Here is a 24,069-nt window from a genome sequence, read left to right as displayed (position 1 = left end):
GTCGATCAGGCCCGGCAGCGCGCCGCGGCCCTCGAGATCGACGACCTTCGTCGCGCGGCCCGCGAGCGGCATCACGTCCGCGTCGTGGCCGACCGCGACGAAGCGGCCGTCCTTGATTGCGACGGCGCTCGCGACGGGGTTCGCGCGGTCGAGGGTCGTGAACCTTCCGTTGTGAAGGATCAGATCCGGTTGGGACTCGGTTGCGGTCATGTGCGTCACCTCGTATCGATCAGAAGCCAAAAAGCTGTTTGACGGCGGGAATGGCCTGCACGCCGATCACCATGCCGAGCAACCCGACAAGGGCAATCAGCGGCGGTGCCGGAGAACGGACCTTGATCGCGCTGTAGATCACGCCGATCAGCAAACCCGCGCCAAGGGAAACCAGATAAGGTTCCATACGATCAATGTCCCGGTCAGGTTGAAATGCAGGCTTTACGTCCTGGAAAACAGGCGCGGGCGACATCCGTGAGGCAGTCACGGCAGCCGCCCGCGATTTTCATGGAGCCGATGGCGCGTATTCGTGCAGAACACGCGGCATCGGCACGGGCAGTCGCAACTGCCCGCGATTACTTCGCCGGAACCGGCGGAATCGACTCGTGCGGCGTCGCCGTGCGCGGTGCAGCCTTGTGGACCATCGTGTACGCGTAGTCGACACCCATCCCGTACGCGCCCGAGTGTTCCTTCGCGATCGCCATCACAGCGTCATAGGTCTCGCGGTGCGCCCAGTCGCGCTGCCATTCGAGCAGCACCTGCTGCCAGGTCACCGGCACGACACCGGCTTGCACCATCCGCTGCATCGCGAAGTCGTGCGCGTCCTTCGACGTGCCGCCCGACGCATCGGCGACCATGTAGATCTCGTAGTCGCCTTCGAGCATCGCGCAGAGCGCGAACGTCGTGTTGCAGACTTCCGTCCACAGGCCCGACACGACCACCTTCTTGCGGCCGTTTGCGGCCAGCGCGTCGCGCACCTTCTGGTCGTCCCACGAGTTCATCGACGTACGTTCGAGCGTCTTCTGGTTCGGGAACACGTCGAGCAGTTCGGGGTAGGTGTAACCCGAGAAGCTGTCGCTCTCGACCGTCGTGATCGTGGTCGGGATGTTGAACACCTTCGCGGCCTTCGCGAGCCCGACGACGTTGTTCTTCAGTACCTGGCGGTCGATCGACTGCACGCCGAACGCCATCTGCGGCTGCTGATCGATGAAGATGATCTGGCTGTTGTGGGGAGTGAGTACTTCAAGTTTCGGATTGCTCATGGCGGTCATATCCTTTGACGCGGGAAAAGAGAGAGCCAGCCTCACCGGCCAACCGGGAGGCGCCCACTGCGCTGTGACGGGAGGTTCGCCTACCAGCCGGTGTCATTCAACACGCGAATTCATCGTAGCGCCAATTAATCGATTTGATTAATAAAAACCCTAAATTCAGGCCTTAAAAGATCTTAAAACCGCCGAATTAAATACGCGCCTCCGGAGCAGACCTGCTACGCTCCAAATTGATTTTCCGATCATCGACCGATCGGTATTTATCCGTATTTTTCACACGGTTGTCATTTCCCTAATTCGAATCATGACGTCCTATATTGCATCGTTATTGGCCGGCATCCTCGCGGGCGTCGTCTACGCGCTGATCGGGGTTGCATCGCCGGCGCCGCCCACCGTCGCATTGGCCGGCCTGCTGGGCATCCTCGCCGGCGAACAGATCCTGCCGGTCGCACGCCGCGTGCTGTCCGGGATCCAGCTGAAAACCGCGTGGAGCGACGCGAAGTGCGGCCAGCACATGTTCGGCACGCTGCCCGGTGCGCAGGCCACCCGGGCCGCCGCGAAGAAAGGGCCGTCGACGCCGGCCTGATGCGCGCCGATCGAGGGCGCTCCGATCGCGTACGCGGCTGAATTGTCGTGAATCGTGTTGGAGCCGGGCGTGCTTGGCGATAACATGACAGCCCGATGCCCCCGTGGAATTCATCATGAAGCTGTCATTCGAAGCGCTCGAGGCACTGGACGCGATCGACCGCACCGGCACGTTCGCCGAGGCCGCCGAGTTGCTGCACCGCGTACCGTCCGCGCTGACCTATCTCGTGCAAAAGCTCGAAAGCGATCTCGGCGTCGCGCTGTTCGACCGCAGCGGACGCCGCGCGAAGCTCACGCACGCGGGGCGCGTGGTCGTCGAGGAAGGCCGCCGGCTCCTGCATGCGGCCGAGCAGCTCGAACTGAAAGCGCAGCGCGCGCAGCAAGGCTGGGAAACCGAGGTGCGCATCTGCATCGACGAGATCCTGCCCTTCGAGGCATTGTGGCCATACGTGCATGCGTTCTACGGGCTCGAGATGGACACGCGGCTGCGCCTGTCCACCGAAGTCCTCGGCGGCACCTGGGATGCGCTGATTTCGCGGCGCGCGGATCTCGTCGTCGGCGCGGCGGGCGAGCCGCCGGAACTGCCGGACATCGTCGCGCGACCGATCGGCTCGCTCCGGCACGTGTTCGCCGTCGCCCCCACCCATCCGCTCGCGGCATTGCCCGAACCGCTGTCGATGGCGTCCGTCGTCGAGTATCGCGGCGCCGTGATCAGCGATACATCGCGCGAGCTGCAGCCGCGCTCGGTCGCGATCGATGCCGGACAGCCGTATCTCGCGGTCCCCACGCTCGCCGCGAAACTGGCCGCGCAGTGCGAAGGGCTCGCGGTGGGCACGCTCCCGGATTGCATCGCGGCACGCGCGATCGCGCAGGGCAAGCTCGTCGCACGCGAGGTGACCGGCATGCGCGACACGACGCAGTGCTATCTCGCGTGGCGCGGCGACGAAGCCGGACGCGCGCTGCACTGGTGGGTCGACCAGCTCGATCAACCCGATCTCGTCGACCGGTTTACCGCGCTCGTTTGATTCCGCCGCCCGCGGCCCGCGTTCGCCCCCCCGGCCGCAGGCAACCGCCCCGCATCAGCCGAACGAATCGTGCAGGCGCTTCATCTCCTTCTCGAGCCACTCGATCAGTTTGAACGACGCATGCGCACTCGCGGCCGGCGGGATCATCATCTTCTCCTCGGTCGCGATGTGTTCGGACAGCGATTCGCACATCAGCCGCCCGAGCTCGGGCTTGCGCGCGATCAGCGGCGACAGGTCGCCGCTGCTCAGCTGAAACGCCGTTACCGTCGTTACCGCATGGACGCTCGCGTGCAGTTGCGTGCCGGCCAGCACGACGGACTGGCCGATCGCGTCGCCCGGCGCCATCCGCCTGACCTCGATGTCCCCCGCCGCGCCCGGCACGAACACCGACGCGACGCCGGCGCCGACGATGGTCAGCAGGCGCGTATCGGCATTCGACGCATAGATCACGTCCCCTTTGTGGAACACGCGTGACGCGAGCGCATCGGCGAGCACCGCCAGGTCGTCGTCGCCGAGCTGCCGGAAGAGTTCGACCGCGCGCAGCAGCCGTTGCCCGCGCGATACCGGCCGGTGCGTCGCGGCCGTCCCGCCCAGCGGGCGCAATGCGATGTCCGCGGCGGCCAGGTGCCGGTGAGCCAGGTCGTAGAGCTGGTTGCGCACGGCGATCTTCTTCTGCAGCGCATCGACGTAGCAGACGAGCTCGTATTCGACGGAATTGGTACGGAACGCCTTGACGACCGAAACCGGTGCGGGACGGGGCAGCACGTCCAGCGAGCTGGCGGCGGCGCGGTCGAGCGCATCGACGACGATGGCCGGCCGCACTTCCGGATCGATCTCGATCGTCAACGTCACGCCGTGCACGTTCTCGGGTTCGCTCAGGTTGACGATCGTCGTCTTCGCCGCCGTGCTGTTCGGCACGACGACCAGGTTGCCGAGGCCGTCGATCAGCTTGGTCGCGCGCCAGTTGCTTTCCACGATGCGCCCTTCCAGCTCGCCGATGGCCACCGTGTCGCCGAGCCGGAACGGCTGGGTGGTATTCAGCACGAGGCCGGAGAACACGTCGTTCAGCGTGTTCTGGACGGCCAGCCCGAGGATCACGGCCACTGCACCCGACGTCGCGACCAGCCCGCTCAGTGGCAGGCCCAGCACGTAGCCGAGCGCGGCCACCGCGGCCGCGCCGAACACGGCGCCGGCGGCGATGTCGTGAAACAGCCGCTGGGTGCGCCACGCGCGCGGCAGCAGCAGATGGTCAAGCATCAGGCTGAACACGAGCGCGCACTGCAGCCACCACGCGACCCCGATCACCTGGATCGCCAGCCGGTCGAGCCGGTCGGGCGACGGCGGCACCGCGAGCGGGCTCACGCCGGTCGCGAACAGCACATAGGTCAGCGCGGCGAACGACGCGCAGCGCCCTATCGCTTTCGCCGTCGAACGGCCGGGCCCGAGCAACCGCCATGCGACGAGATCGGCAATGACGATCGGTGCGCCGTAAGCGACCGTGGCGGAAAGGTTCAGCATGATGGAGCGGACGGCAAGCGTGACACACGTCGCGAGCGGAACCCGCGCGCGCACATCGCCCACGGCCCGATCCGGCGTGTGGCCGCGGGCGGCGAATCGTGGCGCGAAAGGTCGGACTGGACAGGTTTCATGCGGTAGTCGTTCGATGACGCGCGAAGCCGCCGCGGCCGCACGTGTGGCGACCGCCGCCCCGCGCCGGCATTCAGCGGCGTCGCGACCGCGCGACGCCGCAGCGCGAGCCGGTGGCGTGCCGGCCTGCCCGCGTATCGCCGACGGTCCGTGCGTCCGATCAATGTAGACGCACCGGCCGGCCCGGTCATGTGTTCAGCCTGAAACGTTCTGAAGCCGCGACGGCCGCGCGCCGCTACGATTCGCGCGGCGGCAGCTCGCTCTCGCCCGTGTCGAACCCGAGCGCGTGCACTTCCGACCACGCGTCGTGCGCGACCTGCGTCGACCCGGCGGTATGGGCGAGCGCGGCCGCATACGCGGCGAGCAGACGCACGCGCGCGTCGTCGCGCGTGCGCGTCTCGTCCATGTCGCGCATCGAATCGAGCGCCGCGCGCGCGCGTTCGCGACATTCGTCGACCAGCGACAGGTCGAACAGGCACGGCACCGCCACGGCCGCCAGCGCGATGCCGATCTCCGCATCGCCGTTCGGCGAAAACGCCCAGTCGAGCGCCGCGCGCAGGTTGCCGAGCTCGCGCCGGATCACGTCGAGCCGCGATTCGGCGAGCGGCCCGCCGTCGTCGACCGGCGCGAGCCGGAACAGCGCGTGGAAGTAGTTCGCGTGAGCGCGGGCGGCGGCCGCGCATTCGCCGTTGTTCTCGAGCTGCTGCAACGCGTATGCACGCGTCGTCGTCAGCAGACGGTAACGCGGTGCGCCGTGCGCGCTTTCGAGACTCAGCAGCGACTTCGACACGAGGCCGGCGATCGTGTCGAGCAGGTCCACATCGGCCAGCCGCGTGGCGCCGACGATCTCCCGCACCGCGTCGATCGAGAAGGTGTCGCGGAATACGCCGAGCCATCGCAACAGCAGGCGCTCCGCATCGCCGAGCAGGCGGTAGCTCCAGTCGTACATCGCCTGCAGCGTCTGATGACGCGGCAACGCCGTGCGAAACCCGCCGGTCAGCAACCGGAAATGATCGTCGAGATGCGCGGCCAGCACGTCGATGCCGAGCACGGCCGCGCGGGCCGCGGCCAGTTCGATCGCGAGCGGCAGGCCGTCGAGGCGCCTGCACACCGATGCCATCAGCGACACGCTGCGTTCGTCGAGCGGGAAACGCGGATCGGCGGCCTGCACACGCGCCGAGAACAGCTGCACCGCGCTCGCGCCCAGCTTTTCGGCATCGTCGGCACCTTCGCGCGGCACCTCGAGCGGCGGGATCGGACACAGCCGCTCGCCCTGGATACGCAGCGCCTCGCGGCTGGTCGCGAGGACGCGCAAGCCGGCGTCGGATTCGGTCAGCGCGCTCGCGATCCGCGCGGCCGCGTCGAGCAGATGCTCGCAATTGTCCAGCACCAGCAACATCCGGCGGTTCGCGACGCTGGCCAGCACCGCCTCGAGCGTCAGCGATCCGGCGGACTGTGCGATGCCGAACGCCGCCGCCAGCGCGTCGGGCACGAATTGCGGACAGGCGACCGTGGCCAGCGACACGAACGCGGCGCCGTCCGGAAAACTGGCTTCGGCGCGCATGGCCGCTTCGAGCGCAACCCGCGTCTTGCCGATGCCGCCCGCCCCGACCAGCGTCACGACGCGCGCGGTGTCGAGCGCCGCCAGCACCTCGGCGACGGTCTGCTCGCGGCCGACGAGCGCGGTCGGCGCGGCCGTCAGCCGCGACGTCACGGCGCGCACGGGGGCCGCGACCTCGGCCCGGCCGCCGACCAGCCGATAGCCGCGCCCCGGCACCGTCACGATCAGGTTGCGATCGTCGGCGAGCGCCTTGCGCAACGCGGCGACGTGCACCTGCAGGTTGTTTTCCTCCACGACCGTGTGCGGCCACACGCGCTGCATGATCTCGTCTTTCGAGACCAGGGCGCCGTTTGCCCGAATCAGGAGTTCGAGAATTTCGAATGCGCGACTGCCGATACGCAGCAGTTTGCCGTTCGAGCGAATTTCACGCCTGTCAAGAAATACGTGTAGCGTTCCAATTCGGATCATGAGAATTTTCAATCGATAGCGTGCATCGATGCCCTGTCAAAAATGACATCGATTGGACGCTCATGCTACGGCATTTGCCTCTTGAGATGATTCAAATTATCAGAAGCTATTGAGCAAATTTTTTGAATCGATGAAAACCACGATTTCCCCGGCGTCTCCACGTGCGGGCGCCGCTGCCCCAGTGCGGTGCGGCATCCCGCGCTCACTGCACGCGAAACAGTGATTCATCCATGAATCCGTTTCGTAGGATAAAACCTGAGATTTGCCGGAATTAACTTCTTCGACTCATCAATTAAATAAAACCGCACGCCTGATTTGCGGATAAGGCCGGGTAAAAAAGACATGCCGGACGTGGTGTAACCGATTTCGCGGGCGGCGGTCGGTCGGATTTTCCGTTCATAACGATTCAGGCGCCGCTCAGGACATTCAGCGGCGCGGCGCGCAACGATGGGTCGATGGCGCCAGCGTCGAGCGACTTTCACCACGCCGTGAGGAATACGACCATGGGCAACCGTATCGCCGGCATCAGGATTCCCGACGCCCCGCTCGCACGGGACGCCGCCGACACCGTACGCGCGTGCGAACCGGAACTGCTGTTCCGGCACGCGATGCGCGTGTTCGCGTTTGCATCGATCATCGGGCTGCGTCGCGGCATCGCGTTCAACGCCGAGCTGCTGTACGTCGCCGCGCTGTTCCATCACTTCGGCTTGACGGAGCGCTACCGGCATTCGCGCCGGCGCTTCGAGATCGACGGCGCGAATGCGGCGCACGCATTCCTCGGAGGATACGGCGTCGCCGCCGACGACGCGGCGGAGGTTTGGCGCGCGATCGCGCTGCATGCGACGTTCGGGATCCACCCGTACATGACGCCGTTGACGGCGTTGCTCGGCGCCGGCGTCGAGACCGACCTCTTCGCGCATCACTTCGACGAGGTGAGCCTGTCCGAACGCGACGCGATCGTGCGCGCATGGCCGCGCGGCCCTTGCTTCAAGGACCTGTTTCTCGAAGCGCTCGCCGCGGGCACCGCACATCGCCCCGCTGCCGCGTTCGGCAACGTGTCCGCCGACGTGCTCGAGCGTTGCGACCCGGACTATCGTCGGACGAATTTCTGCGGGCTGGTGCTCGGGTCGAAATGGGCGGAGTGAGCCGGCCGTCCGGCCGGGCCCGTGCGGCCGCGTCACCGCCGCCACCGCCGGATCATGCGCGCGCGAACGCCAGCAGTTCGTCGTTCAGGCGTTGCGCATGCGTCAGGTACAACGCGTGCGGGCCGCCCTCGTAGATGCTCAGCGTCGCGTGCGGCACGCGCCGCGCCGTGACGGCGCCCGTGAGCGCGAGCGGTGCCGTCTGGTCGTCGTCGCCGTGAATCACGAGCGTCGGCACGTCGAACTTGTCGAGATCCGCACGGAAATCGGTTTCGGAAAACGCGCCGACGCAGTCGAGCGTTCCCTTCAACCCGGCCTGCAGCGCCATGAACGACGTCCAGTCGAGCGCAGCGCGCGAGATCGTCGAAGCGGCCCGGTTCGACCCGGTGAACAGCGGCCAGAATTGCTCGTAGAACGCCGCGCGATCGGCCACGATGCCCGCGCGAATCCCGTCGAACACGGCGACGTCGACACCGTCCGGATGATCGTCGCGCCGCGCGACCAGCGGCGTCACCGAGCCGATCAGCACGGCTTTCGCGATGTGCCGCGTGCCGTGCCGGCCGATGTAGCGGGCCACCTCGCCGCCGCCCATCGAGAAGCCGACGAGCGTCACGTCGTGCAGCCCGAGCGTGTCGATCAGCGTCGCGAGATCGTCCGCCAGCGTGTCGTAGTCGTATCCCGTCCACGGCTGGCCGGAGCGGCCGAAGCCGCGCCGGTCGTAGGCGATGCCGCGCAGGCCGTTCGACGCGAGGTGATGCATCTGGACGTCCCACATATCCGCGTTCAGCGGCCAGCCGTGAATGAACACAACCGGGCGCCCGGCGCCCCAGTCCTTGTAGTGAATCGACACGCCGTCGCGGGTCGTGAACGTGCTCATACGGATTCCTCAGTGGTGAAAAAGCGGTGCGCGCCGGCGTCGGCCGGCGGACGGGGTACCGCGTCCGCCGTCACGACCGGGACAGCCGGCCGATGAACCGGTCCATCTCGGACGCGAGGATCACTTCCCGGTAGTTCGCGGGACGCTTGGCCCCGCGCCATTGCGGCTTGTAGATCGCGTCGCCGGGACGAATCGTCGTGCCGGTCAGCGCGCAGCGCGCGAGTGCGCGCGACTTCGCGCTGATCCAGCGCTGCTCGTCGTAGCGGCAGCGCGTCGGGTCGCTCCACGACACCAGGACCGACGAATCGGTCTGCCGCTCGGCGGCGATGATCGCGCAACGACGGCGCACGCCGCCGCTCGACGCGGCCGATGCGTCGTTGCAATGGCGGCGGCGCGCGGTGTCCGGGTCGCGCACAAGCGACGGCGCGCAATGGCGTGCGGCCGGCGACGGGTCGAGCAGCGTCATCACGTGCTCCCAGCGATCGAATGCGTCCATGGCAGATCCAGGCAGGTGAGGCGGGCCGGATGCCTTGCACCCGCCCGCTACGCGATCGTCATCCGCCGCGCGAGCCGGCACCGGCCCGCGACGGGATGACCTGACACTGACGATAGCGGGCCGCCGCTGAAGAGTCTTGATGCGAGACTTAATTTTTCTGGCCGGTGCGCACATGCGTCGCGCGGCGTGCACCACATACGGCTTCACGAAAATTCAGCGCGATTTCAGTACAGCCCGCATGGCCGCGGGATAGGCTCCTGTCGGCTTTCGTTCACGACGTTCGCGCGCCGGCCTGCGCGCGGCCGCTCGAACGCACGCCGGCTGCCCGCTGGATTGCCGCCTGCGGGCAGATCCGAACCCACCATCCAACGCGGCATCGATATACCGCACGTTCAAGGAGACTTCATGCGTCCCGCAGATACCGACGCCGTTCCCTCGGCACGCCGCCGAGACATGCTGCTCGCCGGCGCGACCGCCGTTGCAGCCGCCGCGCTGCCGGCAGCCGCCGCGGCTGCCCCCAAGCATGCCGCTTCCACCCATCCAGGAGCCCATACGATGAATACGATCACCACGAAAGACGGTACCCAGATTTACTTCAAGGACTGGGGCAGCGGCCGTCCGGTCGTGTTTTCGCACGGCTGGCCGCTGTGCGCCGACGCGTGGGATTCGCAGATGCTGTTCCTCGTGCAGCACGGCTTCCGTGTGATCGCGCACGACCGCCGCGGTCACGGCCGCTCGAGCCAGCCGTCGCAGGGCAACGACATGGACACGTATGCCGACGATCTCGCCGCGCTGATGAACGCGCTCGACCTGCACGAAGCCACGCTCGTCGGCCACTCCACCGGCGGCGGCGAAGTCGCGCACTACATCGGCCGGCACGGCACGAAGCGCGTCGCGAAGGCCGTGCTGATCGGCGCCGTACCGCCGCAGATGGTGAAGTCGGCGACCAATCCCGGCGGCCTGCCGATGGACGTGTTCGACGGGATCCGCAAGAACGTCGCGGAAAACCGCTCGCAGTTCTACAAGGATCTCGCGGTGCCGTTCTTCGGCTTCAACCGGCCGCAGGCAAAGGTGTCGCAAGGCACGATCGATGCGTTCTGGGCGCAGGGCATGATGGGTGGCGTGCACGGCCAGTACCTGTGCGTGAAGGAATTCTCCGAGGTCGACTACACGGAAGACCTGAAGAAGATCGACGTGCCGACGCTGATCCTGCACGGCGACGACGACCAGATCGTGCCGATCGACGATTCGGCCCGGCTGTCCGCGAAGATCGTGAAGCACGCGGAACTCAAGGTGATCCCGGGCGGCTCGCACGGCATGTGCGTCGTCGATGCCGCACGGATCAACGCCGAACTGCTCGCATTCCTGAAGGCGTAAGCCGCGCGACACGGCGCGCCCGGCCGTCATACCGTCACGGCGGCGCGCCCTTCAGCATTTTTCAGGAATTTTCAGGCCGACGCGATTCCGCATGCCGCATGCGCCGTCGCCAGGATTGCCGCCGCGGCGGCGGGCGCTCACGGCGTACGCGCCGGCCTGAGCAGCAAGCCGATCAACGCACCCGCGATCGCGAACGCCATCGCCACCCTGAAGTTGTCGGCCAGCGCGAGCGTGGTCGCCTGGACGCGAACCGCCCGGTCGAGCAGCGCGTAAGTCGCCTGGTCGCCGGCCGCGAAGGTCGCGCCGTGCGCGACCAGCGACGCCGCGCCGGCCCGCAGCCGCTCCAGCGTTTGCGGATCCGACAGCGTGACATGCAGACCGACGAGATTCGAATGGGTAGCCTCCATGATGCGCTGGATCACCGCGATCGACGTCGTGCCGAGCTGCCCGCTCAGCAGGCGCGTCGTCTGCACGACCGCGCCGAACGTCAGCGCGTGCTCGGCCGTCACGTGCTTGCCGAAAAAGAAGATCACCGACGTGAGCGCCATCGTCTGGCCCAGTGCCTGCAGCAGCTGCGACGGGATGAAATCGGGTTCGGCCCACACGGGCGTGAGGCGCGCGCCGAGTGCGAACGCGAACGCCACCATCACGAAGCCGGTGACGATCAGCCGGCGCGGATCGACGCGTTGCAGCAGCCATGCGACGCATGGCGCGAACAGCAGCTGCGGGATCGCGATCCAGCGCAGCGTGTCGCCGATCTGCAGCGGGCGCAGCCCGTAGGTGCTCGCGAGAAACGCCGACGGAATGAAGCTCGTATTGAGCACGGTGAAGCGCACGAGGCCGACCAGCACGATCAGCCACGCGATGTTGGGCCGCGCGAGGTAACCGAGATCGAGCCCGGCGCTGCGCGAGGCCAGCTCGTGGATCAGGAACGCGGCCACCATCACGATGCCGACACACAGCAACGTGACGATCAGCGGCGACTGGAACCAGAACAGCCGTTCGCCCTGGTCGAGCGCGACGCACAGGCACGCGAACCCGCCGGCGCCGAGCACCATGCCGCGCGTGTCGATACCGGACGCGAAGCGCTTGACCGGTTCGTTGGACAGCGACAGCATCAGGCACACGATGAACGGCACGGTCAGCAGCGCGTTCTGCCAGAACAACCAGCGCCAGCTCAGGTGTTCGCTGTACCACCCTTCGAGCGTCGCCGACAGGTTCAGCGACATCTCGAGGTTCATCGCATACGCGGCGATGCCGAACGGAATGAGCCGCGGCGGCAGCGTGCGGACGACGAACCCGACGGTCAACGGCACGAACACGCCGGACGCGAAACCGGCTACGCTCTGCAGTGCGATGAACGTGCCGAAGTCGGTGCACAGCGGCAGCATGCTTTCGACGGCCAGGAATACCGCGGCGCCCGCCAGCAGCACGCGGCGCGTGCCGAACACGAAGGCCGCCGCGATCGCGAGCGGCCCGACGAACATCTGCGACGCGGTGAACGCGGTGTTGATCCACGCACCCTCGTCGAAGCCGACGCCGAGCGCGCCGCGTACGTCGGCGAGCCCGAGCGACGTGATGCGCGAGGTCAGCGTCGAGATGATCGCGCCGAGCAGTACGGCCGCGATCGCGGCGATGGAACGAAACGTCGGTATGTCGGTGGCCGGCGCGGCCGGCCCCGGTGTCGCGCCACCGGGGGCGAACGTGGTATTCATCGTCGTGCGGCTCCCGTATTTGAGGCTCGCGCAAGCATAGCGCGATGTGAAGAAACCTGTCCGTTCGATGGAGTTACCCGATTGTGAGCACGAACCCGACGAACGCGTCGAACCCGCCGCCCGCCTCCCCCGCACGCTCGCGCAAATGGCCGATCGTCCTGATCGCCGGCGCCGCGCTGGGGCTCGTCGCGCTGCTGGTCTACGAATACGATGCGCATGAACGCGGCACCGACGACGCGTACGTGACGGGCCACCTGCACGTGATCTCGCCGCGCGTGGCCGGCACCGTCGAGCGCGTGCTGGTGGACGACAACCAGTTCGTGCATGCGGGCGACCCGCTCGTGCGGCTCGACCCGCGCGATTTCGACGTGCGCGTCGCGCTGCAGCGTGCGCGCGTCGCGCAGGCGCGCGCCGATGCGATGCGCGCGAAGGCGCTGGTCGAGCAGGCCGACGCGACGCTCGTGTCCGCGCACGCCGACGCCGAGAAGGCCGAACTCGACTACGCACGGGCGCGTGAGCTGACCCGCGAGACGCCGCGCGGGCTGTCGCAACAGGAATTCGATGCGGCCAACGCGGCGCGCAAGTCCGCGCGTGCCCGCATCGACGCGGCGCAAGCGCAGCAGCGCAGCGCGCAGGCCGCATGGCAGGCGGCCGACGCCGTGTCGCACCAGGGCAACGCCGACTTGCGCGATGCAGAGTTGCAACTGCAGTACACGACCGTCATCGCGCCGACGGACGGCCGCGTCGGGAAGAAGACCGTCGAGACCGGCGAGCACGTCGCGCCGGGCCAGGCGCTGCTCACGCTGGTCGAACCGCACCCGTGGGTCGTCGCGAACTTCCGCGAAACGCAGCTCAAGCACGTGCGCGCCGGCGATGCGGTGCGGCTGCGTTTCGACGCGCTGCCGGACCTGACCTTCAACGGGCACGTCGACAGCCTGTCCCCCGCGACCGGCGGGCAGTTCGCGCTGCTGCCGCCCGACAACGCGACCGGCAACTTCACGAAGGTCACGCAGCGGGTGCCGGTCAAGATCCTGCTCGACGGGCAGGCGTCGACCGAGCCGCGCATCCGGCCCGGCCTGTCGGTCGTCGTCACGCTGCAAGCCAGCCGGGAACAGCCATGAGCCGCCTCGTCGCGCTGCTCGCCGCCGGCCTGCTGGGCGCCTGCACGATCGCGCCGCAGCCGCTCGCGCCCGTCCCGGTCGGCACCGACCGGTTCCGCCACGCGGATGCGCCCGGCGAACCGGCCCCGTCGCTCGCCGGATGGACCGCGTCGTTCGGCGATGCGCCGCTCGTCGCGCTCGTCGATGCGGCGCTGGCCGGCAACTTCGACATCCGTGCGGCCGCCGCGCGCGTCGACCAGGCGCAGGCGCTGCTCGGCGTGCGCGAAGCCGCGCTTTCCCCCACTGTCGGCGTCGATCCGTCGTTCAACCGTTCGCGTGTGTCCGGCACGGTCGACAATGCGTTGCCGAAGCGCCTGATGCACAACTGGTCGGTGCCGTTCAACGCGAGCTATGAAGTCGATCTGTGGGGCCGCCTGCGCGGCGACGCGGAAATCGGCAGGCAGAACGTGCTGCAGGCCGACGCCGATCGCGCGGCCGTGCGGCTGCGCGTCGCGACCGAGGTCGCGAGCGACTACCTGACGCTCCATTTCGTCGAGGAGGATCTGGCGACGCTCGCCCGCGCGATCAAGCTGCGCCGCACCGCGCTCGACGTGATCGCCGCGCGCGTGCGGGCCGGCGCGGCAAGCGATCTCGACGCGCTGCGCGCGGCGGCCGATCTCGATACCGCGCGCGCCGATCTCGCGGACAGCCGGCGGCTGCGCGAAAACCTCGTCGATGCACTCGCGGTGCTGACCGGCGTGTCGCCGACCGGCTTCACGGTCGCGCCGACCGCCGCCGCGATTCGCGTGCCGGCGGTGCCGCCCGGCCTGCCGTCCGTGCTGCTCGCGCAGCGGCCGGACGTCTACGCGGCGGCACGCCGTGTCGATGCGGCATCGCTCGAAACCGGCGTTGCCCGCACCGCATGGCTGCCGACGCTGACGCTGACGGCCCAGGGCGGGTTCGCGAGCCGCGACCTCGGCTCGTTTCTCGAGCGCAACAGTTCGCTGTGGGGCCTCGGGGCGAGCGTGGCCGAAACGCTGTTCGACGGCGGCAAGCGCGACGCCGCGGTAGCCGCCGCGACGGCCGGCACGGCGCTCGCCGACGCGAACTATCGAGCGACCGCGCTGGGCGCGCTGCGCGAGGTGCAGGACGCGCTCAACGACATCGCCGCGCAGAACGAGCGGATCGTGCGCTACGACAGCGCGGCGCGCTCGACCGAAGCAGCCGCGCGGCTGTCGCTGAGCCGCTACGCACATGGCTACGTCAGCTATCTCGAGGTCATCGACGCGGACCGCGACGCATTGAACGCGCAACGCCAGTTGATCCACAGCCGCCAGGCGCTCGCGATTGCGACGGTCGATCTGGTGCGCGCGCTGGGCGGCGGGTGGACGCCGCCCTCCGTCGCACCGCAAAACGTCGCGCAACGCGACGACCGGCTTTGAAAGATACCCGCCGTGCGGCCCGCCGGTCATTCCGGCGGCCTCACGAATTTTCAAGTTGCTCTTAAGCTTACCTAACGTTTTTTGTGTTGCCCGGTGCCGGCGCACTGCCTACATTGAGCGTATCGAATTCACCGGAGCGAGACCCGTCATGGATCGCCTGAAAACGCTCGAGATACTCAAGACGGTTGCCGAGCACGGCAGCTTCACGAAAGCCGCCGAGCTTCACGGGCTCGGCGTTCCCTGCGTCAGCCGCTCGATCCAGTGCCTCGAAACGTCGCTCGGCGTGCTGCTGTTTCACCGCACGACGCGCAAGGTGACGCTGACCCGCGTCGGCCACGACGTGCTCGAACAGGCGCTCGTGCTGCTGGAGCAATACGAGCACTTTTCCGTCTGCTGTCACGCCAACGCAAGCGAGATGCAGGGCGAGATATCGATCGAGGTGTCGAACCTGTTCGGCGCCGACCGGCTGGTGCCGGCGCTCGCCGATTTCAACCGGCAACATCCGCTCGTACGGGTCCGGATCGACTGGACCGATCATCCGAGCGCGGCGTTGAACGGCGCGACGGACCTGTCGATCGTCACCTCACGCACGTCGAGCCTCACGTGCATCGAGCGGCGTCTCGGGCGCATCCCGATGGGCCTGTACACAAGCCCGCGGTATCGCGCCGCCTGCGGCGACGCGCTCACGCCGCAGGCGCTCGAACGCATGGATCCGCACGGTGGCAAGACGGGCGCCGCCGGGTCGCCATGGCCGCTGCGGCATCGGCGCAGCGGCGCGATCGCGGAGATCCGTCTTGCCGGCGCGATCAGCTCGAACTGCCTCGACACGCTGATTCTCGCGACGGCCCGCGGCACAGGTTTCGCGGTGCTGCCCGAGCATCTTGCCCGGCCGCTCGAGCGCGACGGCGCGCTCGTTCGCCTGCTGCCCGACTGGCAGGTCGGCGATCTCGATACATCGCTGCTCTATCACTCGCGCCGCAACCTGCCCGCGCGCATCCGCGCGCTCGCCGACCATCTCGTCGCCGCGTTCGACGATGCGCCGGCCGCGCGGCCGGCCGTGCAACACGACGTGCGCGCGGTCACGCAAGCCACGGTCGCTGGCAACACGGTGGCCGCATGAGGGCCGCCGTCGTCATCGTCGCGACGCGGCCCGCCACATCGAAACCCTCACCGTTGCGCCGCCAGGCCGGCCCCGCGCGCTCAGTCGCGCGCGCCGGCCGGGCGCACGCCCAGCGCATCGGCCTGCCGCACGAGATCCGGCAGCGTGCGCACCCGCATCTTCTTCATCACCTGGGCGCGATGCACCTTCACCGTGATTTCCTGAAGGCCGAGATTCGCGGCAATCTGCTTGTTCATCAGGCCCGCGACGACCTGGCTCATCACTTCGCGCTCGCGCGGCGTCAACGACGCATAGGCGCCGCGCACCGCATGAAGCGTGCGGTCGCGCTCCAGCGCGCGGCCGACGGCATCGAGCATCGCCTCGTCGTCGAACGGCTTCGTCAGGAAATCGAGCGCGCCGCCCTTCATCGCCTTGACCGTCGTGGCCACGTCGCCGTAACCCGTCATGAACAGGATCGGCACGTTCAGGCCCGCGCGCACCGCCGCCTCCTGGACGGCCAGCCCGCTCTCGTCGGCGAGCCGCACGTCGAGGATCAGGCAGCTCGGCACGTCGGGCCGCTCGAACGCGAGAAACGCACGCGACGACGCGAAGGTCTCCACGCGAAATCCCGCCGAACGCAACAGCGCGCTCAACGCGCGCCGCAACGTTTCGTCGTCGTCGACCACATAGACGATCGGCGCGGGTTCTCCCGCGCCGCCGTTGCCGCTCGACGTCATGTCCGGCGTACTCGCCATTGCATTCCCTGTGTAGGCATCCGCTTCATTATCAAATGATAAACTAACAAAATGCCGGGCGGAACCGCCACGCGTCGGACGGCGCGGCCGGCCGGCGGAGCGCCGCTCACGCGGGCGGCGTGCCGGATGCGACCTGGTCGATCAGGTTGAGCATGTCGTCTGACGGAAACGGCTTGCGCAGGAACGCGATCGCGCCTTGCGCCAGCGCGCGGCGGATCGATTCGTCGTCGCCGTGCGCCGACATGAAGATGACCGGCAGCGTCGCGTTGCGCTGAATCAGCTGACGCTGGACGTCGAGCCCGCTCATCCCTTTCATCTTCAGGTCGACCAGCACGCAAATCGCGCCGGCCGGCGCATCGGCCGCCAGGAATTCCTCGCCCGACGCAAACGGCAATGCAGTATGGCCAGCCGATTTCAGCAGGCTGGCGAGACTCTTACGGACCGACGCATCGTCATCGATGATGCAAACAATGGCCATGAAATGAGAACCTGAAAATTGTGTCAATCCAGTACAGCGTGATGCAACGCGGGGCCGCGTCGACGGGCGTCGCCCCGCCCCCGCGATCCGTGCGTCATGCCCACGGCGCCGCGGCCAGCCGCGGCTGCGCGGGCGCGGCCGGCGCCGGCGGACGCGAATCCGCGCGTTCGGCGGCGGTGAACGACGCGCACCGCGCATGCACGCGGTGCGCTTCCCCCGATTCCGCCAGCTTCTCGAGCGCATACGCGCGCACGACCTCGAGCAGCGAATAACGCTTCGACAGCCCGACCGAATGAACGACCAGCAACGATTTCGACGCGAGACTGACGAGACAGTCGAGCACGCGTGCGCCGCCAAGTTCGTCGCACGCGGCGAGCGCGCACGCCGCGTCGAGCGGGAACGCATCCGGAAACACCGCGAGGCGGCACAGCACGGTGCGTTCCGCGTCGTCGAGCAGCCGGTAGCTCCACTCGATCGTGGCCCGCAGCGTCTGCTGGCGCGGATGGGCGGTCCGCAGGCCGCCGGACAACGACAGCACCGACTTGTCGAGATCGGCGGCCAGCCCCTGGATCCCGAGCAGCGCGACGCGTGCCGCGCCGAGTTCGAGCGCGAGCGGCAGGCCGCTCAGGCGCCGGCAGACGGTCGCGATCGCGTCCAGCGTCTTCGCATCCGCGGGCACGTCGGTGCCCATCGCGCGCGCCCGCGCCAGGAACATGCGGACGGCCCCGCACGCGACGATCTCGCCTTCGGTCGCGCCGGCCGGCGGCACGGGCAGCGGCCCGACACGATACACGCGCTCGCCGGCGACCCGCAGCGGCTCGCGGCTGGTCACGACGAGGATCGCGCCGGCATTCTCGTCGGCGATCGCTTCGCACAGGTCCGCCAGTTCGCCGACATGCTGCTCCGCGTTGTCGAACACCAGCATCACGCGCTGCCCGCCGATCGCGCGCACGACGTCCGCCTGCCCGGCGGCCGGGCCGCCCGGCAGGCCGAGCGCGCCCAGTACCGCGGACTCCAGCGTCGCGCCTCCCGGGCAGCCGGCCAGGTCGATCCGGACCATCTCGATGCCGCGCACGGCCGACCACGCGGCGGCGACCTCCAGCGCAAGATGCGTCTTGCCGACGCCACCGGGACCGACCAGCGTGACGAACGCCTCGCGTTCGAGCAGCGCGTGGAGTTCGGCCGCTTCCGGCTCGCGGCCGATCAGCGGACACTTGCGCGGTGCGGCACCCGTGCGGACGCTGCGCACCGGCTCGAGCGCGTCCGGCAGGCGGCCGGCATGGGCTGCATGGGTGGCATCGACCGGCGGCGCGAGCCGGTAGCCGCGGCCCGACTCGGTCCGGATCCAGCCGTGCTTGCCGCCGAACAGCTTGCGCAGCGTCGAGATGTGCACCTGGATGTTGTTCTCGACGACGATCGTGTCCGGCCACACGGCCTCCATGATCTCGTCCTTCGACACGAGCTTGCCGGCCGCCTTCACCAGCAGCTCGAGAATCTCGAACGCCCGGGCACCGATATACCGGGGCTGCCCGTCGACGCAGACTTCGCGGCACTCAAGGGAAACCGTCACCCGCCCGAACGTATACATGATCCGCACCCGCCTTATGCTGCTCCGCATCGTGCGCCGCCCAGCGAGGCGACACCCCCTGTTCCGCCCGTCCGGTCGCATCGATGCGGGCCGGCAGGCATGACCCTATCGTATGGGGTGGCGCGCGCGCCGGCCATTATCTATTGGTTTAGTGGGACGCTACCCGCGCGCCGGCAACCCCGGGAGGGGGTGCTGCAGATTTCCGCGGGCTGTCGGACAATGCCCGGGCATGCCGCGCGTGCGATCGTGCCCGGCCGCTGCCTGCCGACATGCCGTTGCGTCCCGTTCCATCCAGCCTGCCCTCATCGTGAACCAACCCTTGCGTAACCCCGACGACACGAACCGAATGGATGCCGACTGGCTGGCACGCGCCCGCCTGTCGAACGCAGTCCGCGCAGACGACGTGCTGTGCTTCGACCTGACCGACACCGAGACCGGACGCGTGTGGTCCGCGTGCCGGACCGGCTGGGAATCCGACGGGCGCTGCCGGCAATTCGAGCGCGAGTACGCATTGAACGGCGTGCTGGATCCGGCATGGGCGCTGCTGCCGGCCGCGCTGATCCGCGCGGCGGACGGCCCGGTGCTCGTCTTTCCGCGTGTCGACGGGCGCGCGTTCGACACGCTCGCCGACGCGCAGCTGCCGCTCGACGCGTTTCTCGACACGGCGATCCACTCGGTGCGCACGCTCGGCGCACTGCATCGGCTCGGCTGGCTGCACGGCGACCTGCAACCGGCCAGTTTCGTCGCCCTGCCCGACGGCACGGTCATGCTGCGCGCGTTCGCGCACGCGCGAAATCGTCGGACGGAACACGCCGCGGCGGAGCCGCTGCGCGCGGAATTCGCCGCGTATGCGGCCCCCGAAGTCTCCGAGGGGGCGGACATCGACGAACGCTCCGATCTGTATGCGCTCGGCATCACGCTGTTCCGCCTGCTGACGGGCGCACTCCCGTACAAGGCGGCGTCGACGTCCGAATGGGTGCACGCGCACGTCGCGATGCAGCCGTCGCCCGCCACGGGGCTGCGCAACGACCTGCCCGCGATCCTGAGCGACCTGCTGCTGAAGCTGATCGCGAAGGAGCCGGCCGAGCGCTACCCGTCCTGCGACGCGGTACAGCACGATCTCGAACGCATCCGGCGCGACTGGCTGGCAGCCGGCCGGGTCGAGCCGTTCGCGCTCGGCGGCAGCGATCCGCTCGCCGGTTTGCGCACGCCCGACCGGCTGGTCGGCCGGGAAGCCGAATCCCGCCGGCTCGCGGCCGCGCTGGCCGCGGTCCTGCAGACCGGCGAGGCGGCCATCGTCCTGGTGGACGGGCCGCCCGGCGTCGGCAAGACCGCGCTGACCGAGGACTTCATGCGCGCGTCGCGCGCGACATCGCGTACGGCCTGGTGCACGTCGGCGAAGGTCGACCGGTTCCAGCCGGCCCGGCCCTACGCGCCGGTGCTGGCGGCGCTGCGCGCGCTGTTCGGCAGCGCGCTCGCCCGGCGCGACGACGAAATCGCCGCGATCGTCGCACGGCTGCGCGCGTGCATCGGCGCCCAGGCCAGCCTGCTGTCCCGCATCTTTCCGGAGATCGCGTGGCTGCTCGACGTCGAGCCCGTCGCGTTCGGCCATACCGACGCGATCCCGGAGTTTCATCTGTGCCGCATCGTCGTGAACGCGTTCCGCGCCTTCGCGACGCCGGCCGAGCCGCTGGTGATGACGCTCGACGACGTCCAGTGGGCCGACGACGCGACGCTCGCGTTCCTCGCGTCGGTCGCGCTCGATCCGCCGCCCCACGTCTGCCTCGTCGCCGGTTATCGCAGCGGGTCGCAGCACGATCACCCGCCGGCGTTCCGCCGCTTCCTGCAGCAGCTCGCCCCCGCGCGCGTGTCGGCGCTGACGCTGGCGCCGCTCGACGCGCCCGGCGTCACGCACATGCTGGCCGGCCTGCTCGGTGAAGCGCCGGACCGGCTGTCCGTGCTCGGCGACATCGTGACGCGGCGGACCGGCGGCAATCCGTTCTACGTACAGCAGTTCGTGCGCACGCTGATCGACGAGCAACTGCTCGCCTACGACCCGGTGCGGCGGACATGGCAGTGGCAGCCGGCCGACCTCGACGCGCACCACCTCGCCGAGAATGTCGTGAGCCTGCTTGCCGTCCGCATCCAGCGGCTGCCGCATGAATCCAGAACGCTGCTGTCGCTGCTGGCCTGCATCGGCACCGATGCCGACGTCGCGCTGTTGTGTGCCGCCGCCGGCAAGACGCGCGCCGAACTCGCGTTCTGGATGGACCCCGTGCGCCAGGCCGGCCTCGCGTCGCACGCCGATGACCGCTGGCGTTGCGTGCACGACCGCGTCATCGAGTCCGTTCACGCGCTCGCCGGGCGGGCGGAGCGCGCGCAGTGCCACGCCCGGATCGCCGCCGCGATGCTGGCGCGCCCGGGCGCCCGGGCGACCGAAGCGCTGCTGGAACTGGCCGCCCAGATCGAGCAGGCGCGCACCGCGCCGCTCGACCGCACGCTCGCGCTCGCCTTCGCGGACGCGCTGGTCGCAGCCGCGGAAGCGGCGGCCACGGTCGCCGCGCGCGATCGCGCGCTGTCGTTTCTCGCGTGCGCGCAGACGCTGCTCGGCCCGCATGCGTGGGCGCAGCATTACGGTCTCGCGAGCCGCATCGGCATGCTGCGCGGCGGCCTGCTGCTCGCGACCGGCGCCACCGCGCAGGCATCGAGCACGATCGACGAACTGATGGCGCGCACGCGCACGCCGGCCGACCGCGCCGAGGCCCACCGGCTGAAGGCCGCGCAGCTCACGGTCGAGTCGCGCTACCGGCAGGCGGTCGACGTCGCGCTGCAGGGGCTGGCGCTGCTCGGCGTGACGCTGCCGGCCGCGCCGACCGCCGCCGATCTCGCGGCGGCCGGCGACGCCGTGCGCGACGCGCTCGCCGGCCGTGCGATCGGCGATCTGGTCGGGCTGCCCGTGATGACGGACACGCGCGTCGAAGCGACGATGGCCCTGCTGACCGCGCTCGAAGCCGCGATGTTCTATCCGAGCGGCGGGCTGCCGCTGCTGCATTTCGCGACGATGGTCCGGCTGACGCTGCAGCACGGCGTCACCGCCGCATCGGTGCAGGGGCTCGCGTGGTACGGCGTGAGCATCGCCGAGCATCACGGCGCGTATGAAGACGGCTTCGAATTCGCGAAGGTCGCGCTCGCGCTGGTCGATCGCCACGGCTTCGAGCGCTACCGCTCGGCGACGCTGATCGCGCTCGACCAGGTGAGCGTGTGGACCCAGCCGCTGTCGTACGCGCTCGAACGCGCACGCGAAGCGAAAGCGGCCGGCAACGCGAGCGCCGAGCTGCGCTGGATGTGCTACAGCTGCAACCACATCGTCAGCGACCTGCTGTCGATGGGCGAAGCGCTGCCGGCGATTCGCGACGAGATCGATCCGTTGCTCGCGATCGCGCGCGGCGCGCGCTACGACGACATCGTCGACCTCGTGTCCACCCAGTCGGAATTCGTCGACGCGCTGCAGTTCGGCTACGACCGGCCGGTCGGCACGTGGCGCATGCGCGTGTCGACGAAAACGCCGATGTCGGTCCTGCAGTTCTGGACCGACGTGCTTGCGGGCCAGGCGGCGTTCGTCTTCGGCGATGCACCCGCGGCACGCGCGTCGCTTGACGCGGCCGCGGCAAGCGCGTGGTCGACGCCCGCGCACATCATGACGTCCGATTTCCACCTGTTCAGCGTGCTCGCCGGCATCGCGGCCGACGGCGGCGCGACGCCGCCCGGGCCGCTGCTCGAACGCTTCGCGCCGCAGCGCGCGCGCTTCGCCGGCTGGAGCGAGCGGAATCCGGCGACGTTCCGCAACAAGCTCGCGCTGATCGACGCCGAATTCGCGCGCGTGCGCGGCGACCACGTCGCGGCGATGCAGCAGTACGACGCGTCGGCCAGCCTCGCCGCGGAACGGGGTTTCGTGCACGAACAGGCGCTTGCGCACGAACTGGCCGCGCGCCACGCGATGTCGCTCGGGCTCACCGGCCCGGCGCGCCATCAGTGGCGGCTCGCGCACGCGTGCTACCGGCGCTGGGGCGCGACCGGCAAGGCGCAGGCGCTGGAAGCGCAGCACACGTTCCTCGTGATGGAGCCGCCGCCGGGCGGCGCGGCCGTGCCCGCGCGCGAAGACCTCGATTTCGCACTCGCGATGCGCGCATCCCATTCGTTATCCGAGGAAATCGTGCTGGAGCGCCTGATCCAGACGCTGATGCGCAACATGATCGTGTACGCAGGCGCCGGCTACGGCCTGCTGCTGCTCGCCCGCAACGACCGGCTGACGATCGAGGCCGCCGCGCGGATCGTCGACAGCGACGTGGTCGTCGAGATCGCCCGCAGCGAACCCACCGAGCACGATGTCCCGCTGTCGATCCTGAACACCGTCGCGCGCACCCGCAAGCCGGTCGTGCTCGCGAACGCGCAGCGCGAGGGCCTGCCCGACCACGTCGACAGCCTGCGCGCGCACCCCACGCGTTCGCTGTTCTGCCTGCCGCTGCTGAAGCAGGGTGTGCTGATCGGCGTGCTGTACCTGGAGAATGCGCTGAGCAACGGCGTGTTTTCGCCGCGCCGCATCGCGATGCTCGAAATGCTCGCGCCGCAAGCGGCCAACGCGCTGGAATCCGCGCGGCTGTACGCGGAACTGATCGACGAAAACGCGCGCCGGCTCGAAACCGAGGCCGCGCTGCGGCATGCGCGCACCGAGCTCGCGCGCACCGCGCACATGACCGTGATGGGCGAGCTGGCAGCGTCGATCGCGCACGAGATCAACCAGCCGCTGACGAGCATCGTGTCGAGCGCCGGCGCGGGCATGCGCTGGCTGCGCGGCACCCCGCCCGATCTCGACGAGGCGCTCGCGAGCCTCGACGACATCCGCGCGTCCGGCGTCCGCGCGGCCGACATCGTGCGCGCGCTGCGCTCGCTCGCCCGCCAGGCGCCGCCCGCGCTCGCACCGCTCGCGATCGACGACCTGATCCGCGACATGCTGCACCTCACCGCGACCGAAATCGACGCGAAGCAGGTCGCGCTGCGCGTCGACCTGCATTGCGCCGCGATCCGCGTGATGGCCGATCGCACGCAGATCCAGCAGGTGATCCTGAACCTGGTCACCAACGCGCTCGACGCGATGGACGGGCAGGCGGCATCGCGCGAACTCGACATCGCGTCGCAGGCCGGCGACGGCTACGCGACCGTCTCCATTGCCGACCGCGGCGCGGGCATCGACGCCGGGATCGCGAACCGGATCTTCGACGCGTTCTTCACGACGAAATCGAACGGCATGGGGATGGGCCTCGCGATCTGCCGCTCGATCGTCGAAGCGCACGGCGGCACGCTCGAAGCCGCGCCGCGCGGTGACGGCGGGTCCGTGCTGACGTTCCGGCTGCCGGTGTCGACGGCGGGCTGACGCAAGCGACCGGCGCGGGCCGTC

Annotated in this window: 18 protein-coding genes and 1 pseudogene; 8 read left to right on the top strand and 11 right to left on the bottom strand. The window is 69.1% G+C overall.

The annotated features are described in order from the left end of the window. The 3 genes and pseudogenes from E9536_RS22725 to E9536_RS22715 all read right to left on the bottom strand — a co-directional run. Positions 1-210, bottom strand: a pseudogene (locus E9536_RS22725) (amidohydrolase); the annotation flags it as partial. A gap of 19 nt (positions 211-229) precedes the next feature. After that, positions 230-397 (bottom strand): DUF1427 family protein, encoded by a 168-nt coding sequence (locus tag E9536_RS22720; RefSeq protein ID WP_009692709.1) that lies wholly within the window; start codon positions 395-397, stop codon positions 230-232. A 169-nt stretch (positions 398-566) separates the two neighbouring features. After that, the gene (locus tag E9536_RS22715) at positions 567-1,253 is read right to left on the bottom strand and encodes a hydrolase (protein WP_027792645.1); all 687 of its coding nucleotides are present in this window, start codon (positions 1,251-1,253) and stop codon (positions 567-569) included. Positions 1,254-1,563: 310 nt separating this feature from the next. Here E9536_RS22715 and E9536_RS22710 point away from each other — a divergent pair, with 310 nt between their 5' ends. Then, positions 1,564-1,845 carry a XapX domain-containing protein gene (locus E9536_RS22710; protein ID WP_027792644.1) on the top strand — a complete coding sequence of 94 codons (282 nt, stop codon included), beginning with the start codon at positions 1,564-1,566 and terminating at the stop codon, positions 1,843-1,845. Positions 1,846-1,960: 115 nt separating this feature from the next. Continuing rightward, positions 1,961-2,869: a LysR family transcriptional regulator gene (locus E9536_RS22705; protein WP_060084585.1), complete on the top strand. Its 909-nt coding sequence runs from the start codon at positions 1,961-1,963 to the stop codon at positions 2,867-2,869. A 54-nt stretch (positions 2,870-2,923) separates the two neighbouring features. Here the strand turns inward: E9536_RS22705 and E9536_RS22700 are convergent, their stop codons facing one another. Both E9536_RS22700 and E9536_RS22695 read right to left on the bottom strand, forming a co-directional pair. Further along, the gene (locus E9536_RS22700) at positions 2,924-4,387 is read right to left on the bottom strand and encodes a mechanosensitive ion channel family protein (RefSeq protein WP_027792642.1); all 1,464 of its coding nucleotides are present in this window, start codon (positions 4,385-4,387) and stop codon (positions 2,924-2,926) included. Positions 4,388-4,751: 364 nt separating this feature from the next. Beyond that, positions 4,752-6,545, bottom strand: a complete 1,794-nt coding sequence (locus tag E9536_RS22695; RefSeq protein ID WP_091921816.1) for a winged helix-turn-helix domain-containing protein — start codon at positions 6,543-6,545, stop codon at positions 4,752-4,754. Positions 6,546-7,048: 503 nt separating this feature from the next. On the opposite strand from E9536_RS22695, the gene E9536_RS22690 reads away from it, so the two are divergent. After that, the gene (locus tag E9536_RS22690) at positions 7,049-7,690 is read left to right on the top strand and encodes an HD domain-containing protein (protein WP_136470701.1); all 642 of its coding nucleotides are present in this window, start codon (positions 7,049-7,051) and stop codon (positions 7,688-7,690) included. A 52-nt stretch (positions 7,691-7,742) separates the two neighbouring features. Here the strand turns inward: E9536_RS22690 and E9536_RS22685 are convergent, their stop codons facing one another. Both E9536_RS22685 and E9536_RS22680 read right to left on the bottom strand, forming a co-directional pair. After that, entirely contained in the window at positions 7,743-8,564 is an 822-nt protein-coding gene (locus E9536_RS22685) for an alpha/beta hydrolase (protein WP_027792639.1), read from the bottom strand. Between the two features lie 70 nt (positions 8,565-8,634). Beyond that, on the bottom strand, positions 8,635-9,060 hold the full coding sequence (locus E9536_RS22680) for a DUF3331 domain-containing protein (protein WP_027792638.1): 426 nt from the start codon (positions 9,058-9,060) through the stop codon (positions 8,635-8,637). Positions 9,061-9,615: 555 nt separating this feature from the next. On the opposite strand from E9536_RS22680, the gene E9536_RS22675 reads away from it, so the two are divergent. After that, complete coding sequence (locus E9536_RS22675; protein WP_042973930.1) at positions 9,616-10,437, top strand: alpha/beta hydrolase; 822 nt, start codon at positions 9,616-9,618, stop codon at positions 10,435-10,437. A gap of 137 nt (positions 10,438-10,574) precedes the next feature. On the opposite strand, the gene E9536_RS22670 is transcribed toward E9536_RS22675, so the two are convergent. Beyond that, positions 10,575-12,152 carry an MFS transporter gene (locus E9536_RS22670; protein WP_060173533.1) on the bottom strand — a complete coding sequence of 526 codons (1,578 nt, stop codon included), beginning with the start codon at positions 12,150-12,152 and terminating at the stop codon, positions 10,575-10,577. Between the two features lie 83 nt (positions 12,153-12,235). Between E9536_RS22670 and E9536_RS22665 the strand changes: the two genes are divergently transcribed. The 3 genes from E9536_RS22665 (at position 12,236) to E9536_RS22655 (ending at position 15,814) form a co-directional block, all read left to right on the top strand. Beyond that, positions 12,236-13,273 (top strand): HlyD family secretion protein, encoded by a 1,038-nt coding sequence (locus E9536_RS22665; protein ID WP_136470699.1) that lies wholly within the window; start codon positions 12,236-12,238, stop codon positions 13,271-13,273. Beyond that, positions 13,270-14,694, top strand: coding sequence for an efflux transporter outer membrane subunit (locus E9536_RS22660; RefSeq protein ID WP_136470697.1), 1,425 nt, complete (start codon positions 13,270-13,272; stop codon positions 14,692-14,694). The genes E9536_RS22665 and E9536_RS22660 overlap by 4 nt, the downstream gene beginning before the upstream one ends. Positions 14,695-14,842: 148 nt before the next feature. After that, positions 14,843-15,814, top strand: a complete 972-nt coding sequence (locus E9536_RS22655) for a LysR family transcriptional regulator (RefSeq protein WP_136470695.1) — start codon at positions 14,843-14,845, stop codon at positions 15,812-15,814. Positions 15,815-15,894: 80 nt separating this feature from the next. Here E9536_RS22655 and E9536_RS22650 read toward each other — a convergent pair whose 3' ends face one another. The 3 genes from E9536_RS22650 to E9536_RS22640 all read right to left on the bottom strand — a co-directional run bounded on the left by E9536_RS22650 (position 15,895) and on the right by E9536_RS22640 (position 18,614). Next, the gene (locus E9536_RS22650) at positions 15,895-16,548 is read right to left on the bottom strand and encodes a response regulator (RefSeq protein ID WP_027792633.1); all 654 of its coding nucleotides are present in this window, start codon (positions 16,546-16,548) and stop codon (positions 15,895-15,897) included. A 106-nt stretch (positions 16,549-16,654) separates the two neighbouring features. Beyond that, entirely contained in the window at positions 16,655-17,026 is a 372-nt protein-coding gene (locus tag E9536_RS22645; RefSeq protein WP_027792632.1) for a response regulator, read from the bottom strand. Positions 17,027-17,120: 94 nt separating this feature from the next. Further along, on the bottom strand, positions 17,121-18,614 hold the full coding sequence (locus E9536_RS22640) for a winged helix-turn-helix domain-containing protein (protein ID WP_168799559.1): 1,494 nt from the start codon (positions 18,612-18,614) through the stop codon (positions 17,121-17,123). Between the two features lie 346 nt (positions 18,615-18,960). Here E9536_RS22640 and E9536_RS22635 point away from each other — a divergent pair, with 346 nt between their 5' ends. Beyond that, positions 18,961-24,045, top strand: coding sequence for an AAA family ATPase (locus tag E9536_RS22635; protein WP_168799558.1), 5,085 nt, complete (start codon positions 18,961-18,963; stop codon positions 24,043-24,045). The last annotated feature ends 24 nt before the right edge of the window (positions 24,046-24,069 follow it).

Origin of the sequence: Burkholderia sp. LS-044, assembly GCF_004803625.1 — a bacterium.
Lineage (GTDB): Bacteria > Pseudomonadota > Gammaproteobacteria > Burkholderiales > Burkholderiaceae > Burkholderia > Burkholderia cepacia.
The sequence above is the reverse complement of the archived record's forward strand: the minus strand, read 5'-3'. Positions and strand labels throughout refer to the sequence as shown.